The sequence below is a fragment of the Rhizobacter sp. genome, from assembly GCF_031412075.1.
Classification (GTDB): Bacteria; Pseudomonadota; Gammaproteobacteria; order Burkholderiales; family Burkholderiaceae_C; genus Rhizobacter.
Genome location: NZ_JANOCG010000282.1, coordinates 1 through 14,573 on the forward strand (window position 1 = coordinate 1; position 14,573 = coordinate 14,573).

Genomic DNA, 14,573 nt, shown 5'->3' on the forward strand with positions numbered 1-14,573 from the left:
GACCTGGCCGAGCCGCAGGGCATGGGCATCGACTACCTGCGGCTGGTGGCGCGCAAGACGGGCCTGGCCATCCAGCGTGAAGTGGGCAGCTCGTTTGCCGACGTGTATGCACAAGGCGTGGCTGGCGAACTCGACGTGATCGTGGGCCTGGTGCGCACGCCGGAGCGCCGCGCCGACTATGAGTTCGTGGGACCGTTCTCGCGTGTGCCGACCGCCATCGTGATGCGCGACGACGACGTCAACCTCATCACCGACACCCGCGAGTTCGGCGTGCGCAAGGTGGCCTTGCTGAGGCAGCACTTCCTGATCCCCGAACTGATGGCGCGACACCCCGGCATCAAGCTGGTCGAGCTCGATCGGCAAGACCAGGTGCTCAGCGCACTCGCCGAAGGCGCAGCCGATGTGGCGCTTGGCAATGTGAAGGTGGTCAACGAGCTGATCGAACGGCGCTTTGGCGGCACGCTGCGCATCACCGGCACGGTGGCGGGCGGCGACAGCGAGCTCTACTTCGGCGTCCGGCGCGACCACCCCGAGCTGACGCAGATCATGCGCAAGGGGCTCGACGCCGTGAGCGAAGCCGAGGCCGCCGGCATCGCCCAGCGCTGGCTGGTGGTCAACGTGCAGCCCGGCGTGCCCTGGCGCAAGGTGCTGGCCTGGGGTGCGCCACTGCTGCTGGCGCTGCTGGTGGGCATGGGCCTGCTGTGGCGCAGCCAGCGCAAGATGGCGCAGGCACGTGCCATCGAAGCGCGCGGCCGCCGCCTGGCGGAAGACTCTGCCGCGGCGCGCGGGCGCTTTCTGGCCTACCTCTCGCACGAAATGCGCGGCACCTTGGGCGCGGTGGCGAGCGGGGCGGAGATGGCCAAGACGCAGCAAGACCCCGCCTTCCACGACCGCCTGCTCGACGCCATGGCCGAGTCGATGCGCGGCCTGGGCCAGGTGCTCGAAACCACGCTCGCGTATGAGCAGACTTTGGCCAAGCCGGTGCAGCTGCAGCTGGAGCCGCAGAGCCTCTCGGTCTTGTGGACGCGCATGACGGCGCCCGGCCAGTTGGCGGCGCACCAGAAGGGCATCCAGTTCGAGGCGCGTTATGAAGCCGGCGACGAGACCGTGCAGGTCGACGGGCCGCGCCTGCAGCAGGTGGTGACCAACCTCTTGCACAACGCGGTGAAGTTCACGGCACAAGGTGCGGTGAGCATCGTCGGGCGCTGGGTGGGTGACGACGACGCTTCGGTGGGCGACACGGCATTCGAGATCGCCGTCACCGACAGCGGGCCGGGCATGTCACCTCAGGAACTGCAACACATCTTCGAGCCCTACGCGCAAGGCGCGGCGGGCGAGAAGCTGGGGCAGGGTGTGGGTCTGGGCCTGGCCATCTCGCGCCAGATCGTGGCGGCCATGGGTGGCACGCTGCAGGCACAGAGCGCGCCCGGGCAGGGCTCGACCTTCTACGTGCGCATACCGCTGGAAACCGTCAAACGCTGAGCAGCTTGTGCACCAGGTCGGGCGTGGTGGCGGCGCCGTATTTGCGCATCAACCTCGCGCGGTAGACGTCGACCGTGCGTGGGCTGATGCCCAGGCGCTTGCCGATCAGCTTGCTGGTGAGGCCATCGATCAACAGCGCAGCGATCTCGCGCTCGCGGGCGGTGAGGTCGGCCTTGAGCTGGCGCTGCGAAGACTGGTCTTCGAACGACCAGATGCCGGCCGCATGAGGTTGCGTGGGGTCGAGCGCGCGGCCCGACACATGGCACCAGAACAGCTCGCCGCGCTGCGGGCCATCGACCCGCTTCATCACCCGTTCGTCGGCGTACCAGCCGCTCGTGTTGAGGCTGGCCACGATGCGCTGGCCTGTGCGCTCGAATTCATCGTGGGTGGGGTACAGCACCTCGAACGACTGGTTCAGCAGTTGTTCTTTGTTGGCACCAAACATGTCGAGCATTTGCTGGTTGCAGTCGAGCATCAAGCGGTTGCGCGACAAGACCATGCCGACCGGCGCGAGGTCGAAGGCGGTTCGATAGTCGTCAGCGCTGAGAGCCATTTTGGAACCGGGTATGTTTGTAGTGAATTCTACGTAACGACTACGTAATGGGTTACGTAGTACGCTCCCGGATTGCAATTTACCCCTTGCAGGAGAAAACAATGAACAAGGTCTACCCGAATGCCGCCACCGCGCTGAAAGGCATCGTGCAGGACGGGCAGCTGCTCGCCGTCGGCGGCTTCGGCTTGTGCGGCATCCCCGAGGCGCTGATCGCGGCGCTGCGCGACAGCGGGGTGAAGAACCTCTCTGTCATCTCCAACAACGCCGGTGTCGACGGCTTCGGCCTGGGCCAGCTGCTCGAGACGCGGCAGATCAAGAAGATGATCTCCAGCTACGTGGGCGAGAACAAGGAGTTCGAGCGCCAGTACCTGGCCGGTGAACTGGAGCTCGAATTCACGCCGCAAGGCACGCTGGCTGAAAAGCTGCGCGCCGGTGGTGCCGGCATCCCGGCCTTCTTCACCCGCACCGGTGTGGGCACCCTGGTCGCCGAGGGCAAGGAAACACGCGAGTTCGACGGCCATGTGTACGTGATGGAGCGCGCGCTGATGCCCGATGTGTCGCTGGTCAAGGCCTGGAAGGCCGACAAGAGCGGCAACCTGATCTTTCGCCGCACCGCACGCAACTTCAACCCGGCGGTGGCGATGGCCGGCAAGATCACCGTGGTCGAGGTGGAAGAGATCGTCGAGACCGGCAGCTTCGACCCGGATGCGGTTCACCTGGCGGGCATCTACGTGCACCGGCTGGTGTTGAATGCCACGCCCGAGAAGCGCATCGAAAAACGCACCATCACTGAAAAAGCGGGAGTCTGATATGAACAACCCCCACGTCACTTCGTTCCTGCCCCCCAAGGGGGCGCAAGCCTCCCTCGGGGCGGCCCAGCGGGAGTCTTGATCATGGCCTGGACACACGACCAAATGGCGGCCCGCGCGGCCAAGGAGCTGTCTGACGGCTTCTACGTCAATCTCGGCATCGGCCTGCCCACGCTGGTGGCCAACTTCGTCGACCCGAAGATCGAGGTCTGGCTGCAAAGCGAAAACGGCATGCTGGGCATCGGCCCTTTCCCGACCGAAGACCAGGTCGACGCCGACCTCATCAACGCCGGCAAACAAACCGTGACCACCATCCCGGGCTCCAGCATCTTCGGCTCGCACGACAGCTTCGCGATGATTCGCGGCGGCAAGATCAACCTCTCCATCCTGGGTGCGATGCAGGTCAGCGAAAAGGGCGACCTCGCCAACTGGATGATCCCCGGCAAGATGGTCAAGGGCATGGGCGGCGCCATGGACTTGGTCGCTGGCGTCAAGAGCGTGGTCGTGCTGATGGAGCACGTGGCCAAGAAGAAAGACGGCGGCATCGACTTGAAGATCCTGCCGCAGTGCACGCTGCCCCTGACGGGCCTGGGCGTGGTCAACCGCATCATCACCGACCTGTGCGTGCTCGATGTCACGCCCCAAGGTTTGAAGCTCGTCGAGCTGGCCGAAGGTGTGACGCGCGAAGAAGTGCAGAGCAAGACGGGCGTGCCGCTGCAGTGAATCGCAGCGGTCTCTGAGGCTCAACCCTTGCGCGAGTGCTTCAACGCGCGCGCCGCTTCGGTCACCAGCCCCGGGCCTTGGTAGATGAAGCCGGTGTAGAGCTGCACCACGTCGGCCCCGGCCGCGATCTTGGCCTGCGCGTCGGCGCCGCTCATCACGCCGCCCACGCCGATGATCGGAAAACCTTTTCCGAGCGCCGCACGCAGCTGCGCGATGACGCGGTTGCTCGCGGCGAGCACCGGCGCGCCCGAAAGGCCGCCGGCTTCTTCGCCGTGCTGAAGGTGCTTCACGGCGTCGCGCGCGAGGGTGGTGTTGGTGGCGATCACGCCGTCGATGCCGTTCTTGCGGATGGTGGCAGCAATGACCTGCACCTGCGCTTCATCGAGGTCGGGCGCGATCTTCACGAAGATGGGCACGCTGCGGCCATGCTGCTGCGCGAGTTGCAGCTTGCGCGCCTGCACGGCCGACAGCAGCGCGTCGAGCGCCTCGTCGCTTTGCAGCTCGCGCAGGTTCTTGGTGTTGGGTGATGAGATGTTGACCGTCACGTAGTCGGCATGCGGGTACACGCCGTCGAGGCCGATCAGGTAGTCGTCGACCGCACGCTCGATGGGCGTGGCGGCGTTCTTGCCGATGTTCAGGCCGAGGATGCCGCCTTGGTCTCGGAAGCGGCTTCGTTTGACGTTGGCAATGAAGGCGGCCAGCCCCTCGTTGTTGAAGCCCAGCCGGTTGATCAGGCCTTGCGCTTCAGGCAGGCGGAACATGCGTGGCTTGGGGTTGCCGGGCTGTGCCTTGGGGGTGACCGTGCCCACCTCGACGAAGCCAAAACCCATGGCGCCAAAGGCGTCGATGCAGCGGCCGTTTTTGTCGAGCCCGGCGGCCAGGCCCACGCGGTTGGGACATGGGAGCCCCGCCAGCGTGAGCGGGTCGGCGATGCGAGGCTGCGACACCACGCATACCAGCGGCGTGTGCTGGATGCGGGCGAGCGCGCCCAAGGTGAGGTCATGGGCTTGCTCGGGGTCGAGGCCGAACAAAAATGGGCGGGTGAGGGCGTAGGGAACGAGTGGCATTCAGTTGACGCAAGAGAGTGTCTTGGATAATCGCCGCATTGTCTCAAACGCTTAACAGAACCCCATGACACAAGATGAACTCAAGGCCCTGGTGGGCCAGGCCGCATTGGCTTACGTGGTGCCCGGCAGCGTGGTGGGGGTCGGTACCGGCTCCACCGTCAACTGCTTCATCGATGCGCTGGCAGGCATCAAGGACCGCATCGCCGGCGCGGTGTCGAGCAGCGAAAAGAGCAGCGAGCGCCTGCGTGCGCACGGCATTGCGGTGCTCGACAGCAACACCGTGCCCGGCATCCCGGTCTACATCGACGGCGCCGACGAGATCGACCACGGCGGCCACATGATCAAGGGCGGCGGTGCGGCCCTCACACGCGAGAAGATCGTGGCCGACACGGCCGAGCGTTTCATCTGCATTGCCGATGAATCCAAGCTTGTGCAGACACTCGGCCAGTACCCGCTGCCGGTCGAGGTGATCCCGATGGCCGCAGCCCAGGTGGCGCGGCGGCTCAAGGCGCTGGGTGGTGATGCCGTGTTGCGCGCCGGTGTGGTGACCGACAACGGCTGCCACATCCTCGACGTGCGCGGCCTGTCGATCACCGACCCGGCCGCGATGGAGCGCGACATCAACCAGTGGCCCGGTGTCGTGACCGTGGGCATCTTTGCGCGCAACAAGGCGAGCGTGTGCCTGCTGGGCACGGCGCAGGGGGTGAAGACGCTCACTTTCTGAGCCGCCGGCTCTCAGGCCCGACCGAAAAGCGCGTACCCTCGGGCCTGTTGCGCCGCGTTTGTGCAACCCACTGGAAGGAAAGCCCATGGCCAAACCCAATTACTCGTTTGAAAAGCGCCAGCGTGAGCTGGCCAAGAAGAAGAAGAAAGAAGAAAAGCTGAAAGACAAGGCCGGGCGCAAAGCGGGTGGCGACACTGGCCCTGAAGACGGGCAGCCGCCCGAGCAAGACGCTTCGGTCACCCCGCCGAGCGAGACCTGACCGTCTGCAGCCCACGGCGCACACCCATGGTCAAGCGCCGCAAGCCAGAACCGGGCAGCACCACTGCTCCGCCCGCCCAGGCGGCTCCACCCGCGACCTACGCGCCGGCCTTCAAAGCCGGCATCCAGGCCACCACCTCGCGGGTGCAGGAAATGCACAACGCGATCTCCGGCAAGACCTTCGATGCCCTGCAGAAAGTGCCGGGCCTGTCGGTGCCTGCACGCCTGGTGCAAGGCGCGCACGATGCCATCACCACCGGCGTGTACGCCGCGGTGCGCCATGGCACGGGGGCTTTGCTGGGCCTGGTGGGTGACGCCGAGCGCTTGCTGGTCGACCCGAACCGCGTGCCTGCCGGGCGCGAGCTGGCCTTTCGCAGCGCCTTGAATGCCGCAGCCGGCGATGCGCTGGCGCAGGCCGGCAGCCCGTTGGCGGTGCAGATGGGTTTGTACACCGCAGGCCAGCCGCTGCCGCTCGAGCCCGATTCATTGGCCGGGCTGAACGAGCGTGTGTGCGTGTTCATCCACGGCCTGGCCTGCGACGAACAAAGCTGGTCGCTGTTTTCAGAAGCATGGCGTGGTTCGCCGTGGGACCGCGACGGCGCGAGCTACGGCGCCTTGCTGGCCGACGAGCTGGGCATCAGCCCGCTCTACCTGCGCTACAACACCGGCCTCGGGATCGACGACAACGCACTGCAGCTCGCCGGCCATTTGTCCGCGCTTGCCGAACATGCGCCGCCGCATGTGCGCGAGATCGTTCTGGTCGGCCACAGCATGGGCGGCCTGGTGGCGCGCCGTGCCTGCGAGCAATTGACCGAAGCCGATGCGGTCTGGCGCCAGCGTGTGCGCACCGTGGTGTGCCTGGGTTCGCCGCACCAAGGCGCGCCGCTCGAGAAGCTGGGGCATTTCGTGGCGACGGCGCTGAGCCTGTCGAACGTGACGCAGCCGCTCGGCACCCTTGCCAACGCGCGCAGCCGGGGCATCAAGGATTTACGCCACGGCCTGCGTGGCAAGAAGCGCCAGGCCGACGGCCTCGCCTTGCGACTGGTGGCCGGCAGCCTGGCCGACGAGGCCGACGCAATGATGGGCCCGATGGTGGGCAGCATGTTGGGCGATGGCCTGGTGACGACACACAGCGCGTCAGACGCGAGCCTGGTGGGCGATGTGCAACGTGTCGAACTCGCCGGCGTGGGCCACATGGCCTTGCTCAATCACCCTCGGGTGTACGCCTTGATTCGCGAGTGGCTTGTTGCCGCACCCCGCGGCTGACAAAACGCGCGGGGTCGATGGCGTCGAGCAGGCTGGCCTCCAGCGGCGAAGGTGCCCCGGTGATGAGCGAGGCCAAGACGCGCGCGCCGAGCGCCGACCAGGTGATGCCGCGCGAGCCCAGTGCCGTGAACACATACAAGCCCGGCAGGCGCGGCACCAGGCGCGGCTGGTCGAGCGGCCGGTCGACAGGGCTGAGCAGGTCAGGCACCGCGCCGATCACCGGCAGCTTGTCTTGCGCCACCCAGCGCCAGCCGGTGCGGCCGTGCAGGGCGCTCATCGGAACGTCGATCGGGTGGCCGACCAGGCGTGCGAGTTGTGCGAGGTTGTGGCGGTGATCGTCGTCGCGCACCGCGCTGTCCATGTCACCGGCTTGTGAGCTGGCGCCGAACAAGGCCATGCCGTTGACTTCGGGCAGCAGGTAGCCCGCGCCGGCAATCGGCAGCTTGGGCAAGCTCGGTAGCAGCGACTTGTCGCACAGGCTGATCTGCCCACGTACCGGCTCGATGGGCCAGTGGGGGTGGCCGAGCAGGCGCAGGGCATCGCCCGCGTTCGCCAGCACCACGACCTCGGCTTCGTCGATCACGTGCTCGTGGGCATCCAGCAGCTGCCAGGTGCTGCCGCTTCGACGAAGCCGCACCACCTGCACGCCGCCGCAGAAGCTCGTGTGCGCTGCGGCCCGCGCCATCCAGGCCCTGGCCAGGCGGCCTGGTTCCACCCAACCGCCGCCCGGGTAGAACCAGGCCGATTGATGCAAGGCCAGGCCACTCAAGGCGCTCGCCTGGGCTGGGGAGACGGCCTGTACGTAGTCGGCGGGCAGCCCGAGTTTTTCAAGCGTGGCGCTCATGGCCGAAGCTTCCTCGCTGTCGAGCCGCAGCAGGCCTTGCGCCACGCCACCCGCATCGGCCACCACGCGCTGCGCGTGCAAGGCAGCGGCCCGGTTGAAACGCGCGTGGGTGCCGTCTTGTGCATTGACGATGCCGTGGAACAAGCCGGCCGGGTTGCCCGAAGTTTCTTGTGCCGGGCTGGCCTGGCGGTCGAGTACCGTGCTGCGCCAACCCTGCTCGGCCAGGGCCCAGGCGCTGGCACAACCGGCCAGGCCGGCGCCGACGATGAGCGCGCGGCGTTCGCTGCTGGCAGCGGCCGTGCGTGAAGGCGCCTTTCGCGGTGTGAAGCTGGGCGCGTAGCGCGCGAGGGTGATGCCGCTCGGGGCTTGGCGCAGCTCGAAGCCGGTGGCACGCAAACCTTCGCGCACTTCGCTGCTTGTCATCTGGCTGGTTAAGGTGGCTTCTGGTGCGGCCAGTCGCGCGAGGGCCTTGAACATGCGTGGCTGCCACGCGGAGCCACCAAGGTAGAACGCATCCACGTGCGCCACCAGTTCGAGGAGCCAACCGCCGACGTCGCCAAGCGCCAGCAACAGCTGCACCTTGCCTTGCTCGAAATGCAGACTGTGCAGGTTGGGGGTGAGCGGCGGCCAGGCGCAGGTCAGCTCGGCTGCCAGGTCGGCTGCTGGCGAGTTGACGTGGGCTTGCTGAAGCCTGTCTGCGGTGAGCGGGTTGGGTTCGACTGCGATGAACACCAGCCGTTCACAACGCGCGGGGTCGTTGCGCCATGCCTGCCAGGTGGCGAGGAAGTGGTGGCCTGCGCCGAAGCCGGTTTCGAGGATGACAAAGCGCTCGCGCTGGCGCCAGCGTTGCGGCAGCTCGTTACCCGTCAGGAGCAGGTCAGTGGCTTGCGGGCTCATCGGCAGGCTTCGACGCTCAGCCAGCGGAGCAATCGGTCGCGCGCATCGGTCAACCCACGGTAGGCGAGCACGGCGGGGCTCATGCTGGCGAGTGCGTCGTGCACCTGTTGGGCATGGGCAGGGCTGGGCATGGCTTGCGACAGCGGCTGCAGATCGACGTGGATGGTGAAAACCGCTTTCTTCAACTCGGGCAGCGGAATGAAGGTCTGGTGCTCGGTGCGAAAGAAGGCGTGCTGGGCCAGCTGCTCGGGTGTGGCATCTGCCGGCCACGGCGCCGGGTCTTGTCGAGCCGGGTGGGCGTGCAGGCGCGGGTGGCGGGTGATCGTCCAGACGAAGCGCTCCCAACGGTCGCTGCCGGTGACGAGGCGTGCGAGATGCTCGCTCGCCGTGAGCAGCAGTTGGTTGTCGGCCACCGGCGCATGCACCTGCGCGAAATGGCGGCCGACCTTCTCTTCGGGCGCCCAGCCCGAAGGCAGGCACACGGCCAGCCACGGAATGTGGGCGGTGGTGCCGTCGATGACGGCGAAGTCTTCTGCAAAAGCCAGGCTCAGCAGGGCCGGCAGGCGCCACTCGGGCGGCAGCGCACGAAGACAGGCGCCGACCTCGGGTTGCTGGTGGTGATGTTGGCGAGGCTCGTCACCTTGCAGCGACCAACCCAGCAGGTGGGCGTGCGCCGACGCGGCCGACCATGCGCCGGGGTGTTCAGCGGTGGCGTGTTCGCTCAAAGCTTGCAGGGCCGGGCCGGCATCGAAGCCTGGTGCACTCAGCAAGGCCTGGGTCGAATAGGCGCCCAGCACGGCCAGCTTTTCACGCAGCGCGCGGTCGCCTGGCTGGTTGGGGGTGAGCTGCGTTGTACCGGCTGCCAGCCGGCGAAGCCCCGGCTGCATGCGAAAGGGTGCGGAGACGGCGGCGAAATCGAAAGACATGCCCGAGACCTTAGCAAAACAAAAAGGGCACCCTGAGGTGCCCTTGGTTGCCGCGCGCAGCGTTTACACCCGCTTGCGGTACTCGTGCGTGCGGGTGTCGATTTCGATCTTGTCGCCGGTTTCAACAAACAGCGGCACGGCAACTTCGAAGCCGGTGGCCAGCTTGGCTGGCTTGAGCACCTTGCCCGAGGTGTCGCCCTTGACGGCCGGCTCGGTGTAGGTGACTTCACGCACCAGGCTGGTGGGCAGCTCGACCGAGATGGCCTTGCCGTCGTAGAACACCACTTCGACGGGCATCGCGTCTTCGAGGTACTGGATGGCGTCGCCCATGTTCTCGGCTTCGACCTCGAACTGGTTGTAGTCGGCGTCCATGAAGGCGTACATCGGGTCGGCGAAGTAGGAGTAGGTGCATTCCTTCTTGTCGAGGATGACTTGGTCCATCTTGTCGTCGGCCTTGAAGACAACTTCGGTGCCCGAGTTGCCGACCAGGCTCTTGAGCTTCATGCGCACGGTGGCCGAGTTGCGGCCGCCGCGGCTGTATTCGGTGCGCAGAACAACCATCGGGTCCTTGCCGTGCATGATCACATTGCCGGCGCGAATTTCTTGAGCGATCTTCATAGCGATTTCCGTGTGCGGTGCGTGCTTGACGCGTGGAGGGCGCGGCCCGGGTGGTCATTCACCAGATCGCGCAAAGCCTCGGATTTTAGCGTGATTCAGTGGCAAACCCCAGCAGTTGGGTCCCCAAGTCCGCTTGTGCCAGCAACTCTTCACGCCAGGCCTTGCACCGGCCCTGCCACGCGGCCAGTGGCGGCAGGCGCAAGGGCTCATCGGTCAGGCCATTCCAGCCCAGCCACAGTTGGCGCAAGCCGGGCACTGCTGGGAACCGGTGCAGGAAGGCGTTCAACTTGTCCGCGTGGGCCCGGTCGTGTTGCGGGTAGATCTGCCAGACGAAGGGCCGCCCGGCCCATTGGGCGCGCACGAAGGAGTCTTCTCCGCGCACCAGGTTCAGGTCGCAGCTCCACAACAAACGGTCGTAGTCGATTTGCGGCAGGTAGGGAAGGCGCTGGGTGCGCATGTTGGCAGGCAGATGCGTCGGCTCGGCGACGCCCGGCGTGAGCAGCAGCAGGGTCGGGGTGTCTGCCAGGGCTTTCACGAGGGCGGCCTGGGCCGGGTTGGCGTAGCTGAAGAGGCTCACGACGCGCTCGCCGTCGCGCGGCGTGATGTGGTGCCGGTGCAGCCAGTCGATGCGGTCGAAACTTTCTCTTTGCTGCATCAGGCCGGGTTCGCGGATCACGCCACCCGTCGCGGCGGTGAAGCCGGGATAGAAGAACCACTTGGTGAGGCCGAGACCGGGGCCGCTCAGTTGAGGCGAGGGCAGCCGGTGGCTACGCTCCACATAAGCTTCGGCGCTCAGGTACTCAAGGTTGATCCAGACCGGTGGGCGTGTTGCTTGAGCCATGCGCTGCACGAAGCTTGGTGGCAACTCACAGCCGAAGGCTTCGATCACCACGTCGCCCGGTGCTGCGTTGCTGGCCTCGGGCCAAGGGTGCACTGAAACCCCGCTCGCACCTGCTGGCGCCATCCAGGCCAGGGCCGAGGCGTCGTCGACCCACAGCCGCAGCTGTTCGCCACGCGACGCGAGGTCGGCGGCCAGGCGCCAGCAGACACCGATGTCGCCGAAGTTGTCGACCACGCGACAGAACACATCCCATTGCATGGGTGGATTATCGAGGCGGCACAATTCGCGTCCGATGAGCGAACCCGACACCGTCACCGCAAACGACGAACCACAAGACCCGGCACGCCAGCAACTGCTGGCCGATGTGGCCGCGCTGCCCGGCCTGCCGGGTGTCTATCGCTACTTCGACGCGCAAACCGCCGTGCTGTACGTTGGCAAGGCGCGCGACCTGAAGAAGCGGGTGTCGAGCTACTTCCAGAAGAACCACGGCGGCACGCGCATTGGTCACATGGTGACCAAGATCGTGCGCTTGGAGACCACGGTCGTGCGCTCCGAGGCCGAGGCGCTGCTGCTCGAAAACAACCTCATCAAGACGCTCAACCCGCGCTACAACATCTTGTTCCGCGATGACAAGAGCTACCCCTATTTGAAGATCGCCGCGCATGCGTTCCCGCGCATGGCCTATTACCGCGGCTCGGTCGATCGCAAGCACCGCTACTTTGGCCCGTACCCGAGTGCCTGGGCGGTGAAAGAGTCGATTCAGATGCTGCAGAAGGTATTCAAGCTGCGCACCTGCGAAGACACGGTGTTCAACAACCGCACGCGGCCGTGTTTGCTGTACCAGATCAAACGCTGCTCAGGGCCGTGTGTGCAGTACATCGGCGCCGACGATTACGCTCGCGACGTGACCAATGCCGAGCGCTTCTTGCTGGGCGAGCAGCAGGTGGTGATGGACACGCTGCAGTCGCAGATGATGGCCCACGCCGATGCGCTCCAGTTCGAGCAGGCGGCCGAGATTCGCAACCAGCTGGGGGCCTTGTCGAAGGTCTTGCACCAGCAGTCGGTGGAAGACAACACAGGTGTCACCACCAAGGATGCCGACATCCTGGCGGTCAAGGTGCACGGCGGGCGCGCCTGTGTGAACCTGGCCATGGTGCGCGGCGGGCGCCACCTGGGCGACAGGCCGTACTTTCCGACCCATGTCGACGAAGCCACTGAAGTGCAGGTGCTGGAGGCCTTCATCGCGCAGCACTACCTCGACAGCCCCGTGCCACCTTTGTTGGTGCTGAGCCATGCGGTCGACAAACCGTTGATCGAGGCGCTTTCATTGAACAGTAGCATCAAGGTGACGGCCCAGCACCAGCCGCGCGATGCACGCCGTGCCTGGCTGGACATGTGCATCCAGGGCGCCGACATCAAGCTGACGCGGCTGCTGTCGGAAGAAGGCTCGCAACAAGCGCGCACGCGTGCTCTGGTCGATGCCCTCGACCTGGCGCCGGAAAACCTCGACACCTTTCGCATCGAGTGTTTCGACATCAGCCACACCGCTGGCGAGTCGACCCAGGCATCCTGCGTGGTGTTCGAAGGCCACAAGATGCAAAGCTCCCAGTACCGCCGCTACAACATCGAAGGCATCACCGGCGGTGACGACTACGCGGCCATGCGCCAGGTGCTCACGCGCCGCTACAGCAAGCTGGCCGCGGCCGCCCAGACTGGCGAGGCGAGGCTGCCTGACCTGGTGCTGGTCGACGGCGGCAAGGGCCAGGTCAGCATGGCGCGCGGGGTGTTCGAGGAACTCGGGCTCGACCTGGGCCTGATCGTCGGCGTTGAAAAGGGCGAAGGGCGCAAGGTGGGGCTCGAAGAACTGGTGTTTGCCGACGGCCGCGACAAGGTCTACCTGGGGCACGATTCGGCCGCGCTGATGCTGGTGGCACAGATTCGCGACGAAGCGCACCGTTTTGCCATCACCGGAATGCGCGCCAAGCGTGCCAGTGTGCGCACCGGAGGCAGCGTTCTCGAGGAGATCCCGGGCATCGGCCCGAAGAAACGTGCGAAACTTTTACAACGCTTCGGGGGGGCTCGCGGCGTGGGCCACGCGAGTGTTGAAGACCTCGCGAGCGTGGATGGGATCTCCAAAGAACTCGCAGAGGAAATCTATCGTGCATTGCATTGACATGAATTCTCCGTCGCGCCAATTGAGCGCCTCCCGTCGGGCCGTCGTGGGAAGCCTGTTCTTGATGGTGGGCCTGGTGGGCTGCGGCAACAAGCCGCCGGCGTCGCCGCCGGCGCCGTCTCAGATCGCTTCGCCCGCGCCCGCGCCAAGAGGCGCAACTGCGCCTGCCCCCGTCTCCGCATCGAGAATGCCCCCGCCCACTGTGTCGAAAAACTGGAATGAATTCAAGCTGCAGGCCGCCAAGCGCATGGTGGCGGCCAACCCCAATGGCACCTACACCGGCAAGCCTCAGCAGATGCTGCTGGCCATTCCCGTGCTCGAAGTCGAGCTGAACGCCGACGGCAGCATCAAGAACATCGACATCATGCGTCGCCCGAGCCAGGCGCCCGAAACCACGCAGATGGCAATCGATGCCGTGCGCCGCGCCGGGCCGTTTGGCGATGTGTCCAAGCTACCCAAACCGTGGAAGTTTGCCGAAGCGTTCTTGTTCAACGACGACAAACGCTTCAAGCCGCGCACGCTCGACGCACAGTGATCGATCGCGATTGATGGGCATCAGGGGTGAGGCCGAAGAAGTTCGGCACAATGTCCCGATGTTCTTCAATCTGCCCACCCTGCTCACTTGGGTGCGAATCGTCGCGATCCCGCTGATCGTTGGCATCTTCTACCTCGATGGGCACGAACCCACCAAGAATCTGGTGGCCACAGTGCTCTTCATCGTCGTGGCGCTGACCGACTGGGCCGACGGCTACCTCGCACGCAAGCTCAACCAGACATCGTCGTTCGGGGCCTTTCTCGACCCCGTGGCCGACAAGTTCCTGGTTTGCGCATCGTTGTTGATCCTGGTTCAGCTGGGGCGGCTTGAAGCGCTGGTGGCGTTCGTGATCATTGGTCGCGAGATCGCCATCTCGGCCTTGCGCGAATGGATGGCGCAGATCGGCGCGTCGCGCAGCGTGGCGGTGCACATGCTGGGCAAGGTCAAGACCGTGGTGCAGATGGTGGCGATTCCATTCCTGCTTTTCCACGGCAAGCTTTTCGGCCTGATCGACACCCATCTATGGGGCACCGTGCTCATCTATGCCGCCGCCGTGCTGACCATCTGGTCGATGGTGTACTACCTGAAAAAGGCGCTGCCCGAGATTCGAGCCAAGGCGCGATGAGTCGCCCATGACTTCGGCTCAGCAAGGCGCGCTGCTGCGTGCCATGCCTGCGGTGTTTGTGCTGATCTGGAGCACTGGGTTCATCGTTGCGCGTTATGGCATGCCGCACGCGCCGCCGATCACCTTCCTCACCATTCGTTATGCCTTGTCGCTGATGTGCTTTGGCGTGTGGATCGCTCTGTCGCGTGCCGAGTGGCCCAAGACGCGCGCGCAGTGGCTGCACCTGTGCGTG

15 protein-coding genes and 1 pseudogene are annotated in these 14,573 nt (G+C 65.7%); 10 read left to right on the forward strand and 6 right to left on the reverse strand.

Translation table 11 applies throughout. From position 1 onward, the window contains the following. A partial coding sequence (locus tag RMO40_RS10145; protein WP_309720092.1) for an ATP-binding protein occupies positions 1-1,482 on the forward strand: 1,482 nt, incomplete at its 5' end. Here RMO40_RS10145 and RMO40_RS10150 read toward each other — a convergent pair. Then, a complete protein-coding gene (locus RMO40_RS10150) occupies positions 1,472-2,035 on the reverse strand; it encodes a LuxR C-terminal-related transcriptional regulator (protein WP_309720095.1) in 564 nt (187 codons plus the stop codon). The genes RMO40_RS10145 and RMO40_RS10150 overlap by 11 nt on opposite strands. 101 nt (positions 2,036-2,136) lie before the next feature. On the opposite strand from RMO40_RS10150, the gene RMO40_RS10155 reads away from it, so the two are divergent. Beyond that, entirely contained in the window at positions 2,137-2,844 is a 708-nt protein-coding gene (locus RMO40_RS10155) for a 3-oxoacid CoA-transferase subunit A (RefSeq protein ID WP_309720098.1), read from the forward strand. 84 nt (positions 2,845-2,928) lie between these two features. Then, positions 2,929-3,567 (forward strand): 3-oxoacid CoA-transferase subunit B, encoded by a 639-nt coding sequence (locus RMO40_RS10160; protein WP_309720101.1) that lies wholly within the window; start codon positions 2,929-2,931, stop codon positions 3,565-3,567. A 20-nt stretch (positions 3,568-3,587) separates the two neighbouring features. Here the strand turns inward: RMO40_RS10160 and RMO40_RS10165 are convergent, their stop codons facing one another. After that, a complete protein-coding gene (locus tag RMO40_RS10165; protein WP_309720104.1) occupies positions 3,588-4,634 on the reverse strand; it encodes a quinone-dependent dihydroorotate dehydrogenase in 1,047 nt (348 codons plus the stop codon). Between the two features lie 64 nt (positions 4,635-4,698). Here RMO40_RS10165 and rpiA point away from each other — a divergent pair, with 64 nt between their 5' ends. From rpiA to RMO40_RS10180, 3 genes are all read left to right on the forward strand, one after another. Beyond that, positions 4,699-5,358: a ribose-5-phosphate isomerase RpiA gene (rpiA, locus tag RMO40_RS10170; RefSeq protein ID WP_309720107.1), complete on the forward strand. Its 660-nt coding sequence runs from the start codon at positions 4,699-4,701 to the stop codon at positions 5,356-5,358. A gap of 85 nt (positions 5,359-5,443) precedes the next feature. Beyond that, the gene (locus tag RMO40_RS10175; RefSeq protein WP_309720111.1) at positions 5,444-5,617 is read left to right on the forward strand and encodes a hypothetical protein; all 174 of its coding nucleotides are present in this window, start codon (positions 5,444-5,446) and stop codon (positions 5,615-5,617) included. Between the two features lie 26 nt (positions 5,618-5,643). Beyond that, positions 5,644-6,882, forward strand: coding sequence for an alpha/beta fold hydrolase (locus RMO40_RS10180; protein WP_309720114.1), 1,239 nt, complete (start codon positions 5,644-5,646; stop codon positions 6,880-6,882). Here RMO40_RS10180 and mnmC read toward each other — a convergent pair. The 4 genes from mnmC to earP all read right to left on the reverse strand — a co-directional run bounded on the left by mnmC (position 6,821) and on the right by earP (position 11,266). Further along, positions 6,821-8,623 (reverse strand): bifunctional tRNA (5-methylaminomethyl-2-thiouridine)(34)-methyltransferase MnmC2/FAD-dependent 5-carboxymethylaminomethyl-2-thiouridine(34) oxidoreductase MnmC1, encoded by a 1,803-nt coding sequence (mnmC, locus tag RMO40_RS10185; RefSeq protein ID WP_309720117.1) that lies wholly within the window; start codon positions 8,621-8,623, stop codon positions 6,821-6,823. The genes RMO40_RS10180 and mnmC overlap by 62 nt on opposite strands. Then, a complete protein-coding gene (locus RMO40_RS10190; RefSeq protein ID WP_309720119.1) occupies positions 8,620-9,549 on the reverse strand; it encodes a heme-dependent oxidative N-demethylase subunit alpha family protein in 930 nt (309 codons plus the stop codon). The genes mnmC and RMO40_RS10190 overlap by 4 nt, the downstream gene beginning before the upstream one ends. Before the next feature lie 63 nt (positions 9,550-9,612). Continuing rightward, positions 9,613-10,167, reverse strand: a complete 555-nt coding sequence (efp, locus tag RMO40_RS10195) for an elongation factor P (protein WP_309720122.1) — start codon at positions 10,165-10,167, stop codon at positions 9,613-9,615. 85 nt (positions 10,168-10,252) lie between these two features. Next, positions 10,253-11,266, reverse strand: coding sequence for an elongation factor P maturation arginine rhamnosyltransferase EarP (earP, locus tag RMO40_RS10200; protein ID WP_309720125.1), 1,014 nt, complete (start codon positions 11,264-11,266; stop codon positions 10,253-10,255). Positions 11,267-11,300: 34 nt separating this feature from the next. Here earP and uvrC point away from each other — a divergent pair, with 34 nt between their 5' ends. The 4 genes and pseudogenes from uvrC to RMO40_RS10220 form a co-directional block, all read left to right on the forward strand. Next, on the forward strand, positions 11,301-13,181 hold the full coding sequence (uvrC, locus tag RMO40_RS10205; protein WP_309720128.1) for an excinuclease ABC subunit UvrC: 1,881 nt from the start codon (positions 11,301-11,303) through the stop codon (positions 13,179-13,181). A 187-nt stretch (positions 13,182-13,368) separates the two neighbouring features. Then, a complete protein-coding gene (locus tag RMO40_RS10210; RefSeq protein ID WP_309720131.1) occupies positions 13,369-13,716 on the forward strand; it encodes a hypothetical protein in 348 nt (115 codons plus the stop codon). Positions 13,717-13,774: 58 nt separating this feature from the next. Further along, positions 13,775-14,341: a CDP-diacylglycerol--glycerol-3-phosphate 3-phosphatidyltransferase gene (gene pgsA, locus RMO40_RS10215; protein ID WP_309720134.1), complete on the forward strand. Its 567-nt coding sequence runs from the start codon at positions 13,775-13,777 to the stop codon at positions 14,339-14,341. Between the two features lie 7 nt (positions 14,342-14,348). Beyond that, a pseudogene (locus RMO40_RS10220) lies at positions 14,349-14,573 on the forward strand (EamA/RhaT family transporter); the annotation flags it as partial.

Bases quoted from the DNA above. Each gene is read 5' to 3' on its own strand.
- RMO40_RS10155 (WP_309720098.1), top strand. From the start codon at position 2,137: ATGAACAAGGTCTACCCGAATGCCGCCACCGCGCTGAAAGGCATCGTG.
- efp (WP_309720122.1), bottom strand. From the start codon at position 10,167: ATGAAGATCGCTCAAGAAATTCGCGCCGGCAATGTGATCATGCACGGC.
- RMO40_RS10165 (WP_309720104.1), bottom strand. From the start codon at position 4,634: ATGCCACTCGTTCCCTACGCCCTCACCCGCCCATTTTTGTTCGGCCTC.
- pgsA (WP_309720134.1), top strand. From the start codon at position 13,775: ATGTTCTTCAATCTGCCCACCCTGCTCACTTGGGTGCGAATCGTCGCG.
- RMO40_RS10210 (WP_309720131.1), top strand. From the start codon at position 13,369: ATGCCCCCGCCCACTGTGTCGAAAAACTGGAATGAATTCAAGCTGCAG.
- rpiA (WP_309720107.1), top strand. From the start codon at position 4,699: ATGACACAAGATGAACTCAAGGCCCTGGTGGGCCAGGCCGCATTGGCT.
- RMO40_RS10160 (WP_309720101.1), top strand. From the start codon at position 2,929: ATGGCCTGGACACACGACCAAATGGCGGCCCGCGCGGCCAAGGAGCTG.
- mnmC (WP_309720117.1), bottom strand. From the start codon at position 8,623: ATGAGCCCGCAAGCCACTGACCTGCTCCTGACGGGTAACGAGCTGCCG.
- RMO40_RS10150 (WP_309720095.1), bottom strand. From the start codon at position 2,035: ATGGCTCTCAGCGCTGACGACTATCGAACCGCCTTCGACCTCGCGCCG.
- uvrC (WP_309720128.1), top strand. From the start codon at position 11,301: ATGAGCGAACCCGACACCGTCACCGCAAACGACGAACCACAAGACCCG.
- RMO40_RS10190 (WP_309720119.1), bottom strand. From the start codon at position 9,549: ATGTCTTTCGATTTCGCCGCCGTCTCCGCACCCTTTCGCATGCAGCCG.
- RMO40_RS10180 (WP_309720114.1), top strand. From the start codon at position 5,644: ATGGTCAAGCGCCGCAAGCCAGAACCGGGCAGCACCACTGCTCCGCCC.
- earP (WP_309720125.1), bottom strand. From the start codon at position 11,266: ATGCAATGGGATGTGTTCTGTCGCGTGGTCGACAACTTCGGCGACATC.
- RMO40_RS10175 (WP_309720111.1), top strand. From the start codon at position 5,444: ATGGCCAAACCCAATTACTCGTTTGAAAAGCGCCAGCGTGAGCTGGCC.